At 61.5% G+C, this 1,048-nt stretch carries 1 protein-coding gene; it reads right to left on the bottom strand.

Translation table 11 applies throughout. The annotated features are described in order from the left end of the window. Positions 1–15 precede the first annotated feature (15 nt). Positions 16–955 (bottom strand): IS630 family transposase gene (locus C7I55_RS27620; RefSeq protein ID WP_106516275.1). Its coding sequence is split into 2 segments (ribosomal slippage): positions 16–622 and positions 621–955, totalling 942 coding nucleotides; the frame shifts between segments, so codons are not numbered across the junction. Positions 956–1,048: the final 93 nt, after the last annotated feature.

The following is a 1,048-nucleotide window of genomic DNA, read 5'->3' as shown; positions in this document are numbered from 1 at the left end:
TAGAGCATGATCATCTTAGACTGAAGCATATCCGCTGTTTGCGAGGTAGTTTGCGCATTCGACGGGGTCGAAGCAGTCGAGGAGGGTTCCGATGCGCTTCCAGCAGGCTTCGACGGTGCGCTCCTCGGCTTTTCGGAACAGCGTCTTGAGCTTGGCGAAGACCTGCTCGATCGGGTTCAGGTCCGGCGAGTAAGGCGGCAGGAAGAAGAGCTTGGCGCCGGCACCGCGGATTGCTTGCCGCACAGCCATGCTCTTGTGGCTACCCAGATTGTCCATGATGACGATGTCGCCCGGGCCGAGCGTTGGCACCAGGAATTGCTCGACATAAGCGAGAAAGGACTGGCCGTTGATCGGACCATCGAGCACGCATGGAGCATCGATCCGGTCGTGGCGGAGCGCTGCCAGAAAGGTGAGCGTTCGCCACCGGCCGTGGGGTACCTTGGCGCGAAGCCGCTGCCCGCGCCGGGAGCGGCCATGGGTGCGGGTCATGTTCGTCTTGGCCCAGGTCTCGTCGATGAAGACCAGGCGTTTCGGGTCAAGCCGGCCCTGGTATTTACGCCACTGAGCTCGTCGCCTCGCAATCGCCGGCCGATCCTGCTCGCTGGCGAACACGGTTTTTTTTAAAGCTGAAGCCCTCGCGCTCCAGATAATTCCACAACGCCCCGTAGCTCACTTCCACGCCCCGATCGTGCAGCTCGGCCAAAAGAGCCCTCAGCGTCAGATCGGGGTCGCTCTCCAGGCGGGCCACCAGCCAGTCGTGCTCCGCAAGAAGGATCGGCTTGCGGTATCCTCCCATCTTGGCCGGAGCCACACTCCCCGTCTGGCGCTTGCGTGTACACCAGCGCGAAACGCTCGCCGCACTCACTCCCAGCAGTGAGCCGGCCTCGCGGTTGGGAGAGCTCTCCGCCATCGCCACAACCCGCTCGCGAAGATCATTTGAATAAGGCCGCGTCATCCATGCTGGCCTCCTTCCAGCCAGCACCTTGAATCACGATCCAGGCCCTTTGGGAATCCCCTGCCAGATTCACAGAAAAATGATCATGCTCTA

The sequence above is a fragment of the Allosphingosinicella deserti genome (genome assembly GCF_003012735.1).
Taxonomy (GTDB): Bacteria; Pseudomonadota; Alphaproteobacteria; order Sphingomonadales; family Sphingomonadaceae; genus Allosphingosinicella; species Allosphingosinicella deserti.
This window is presented reverse-complemented; position numbering and strand designations above follow the sequence as displayed.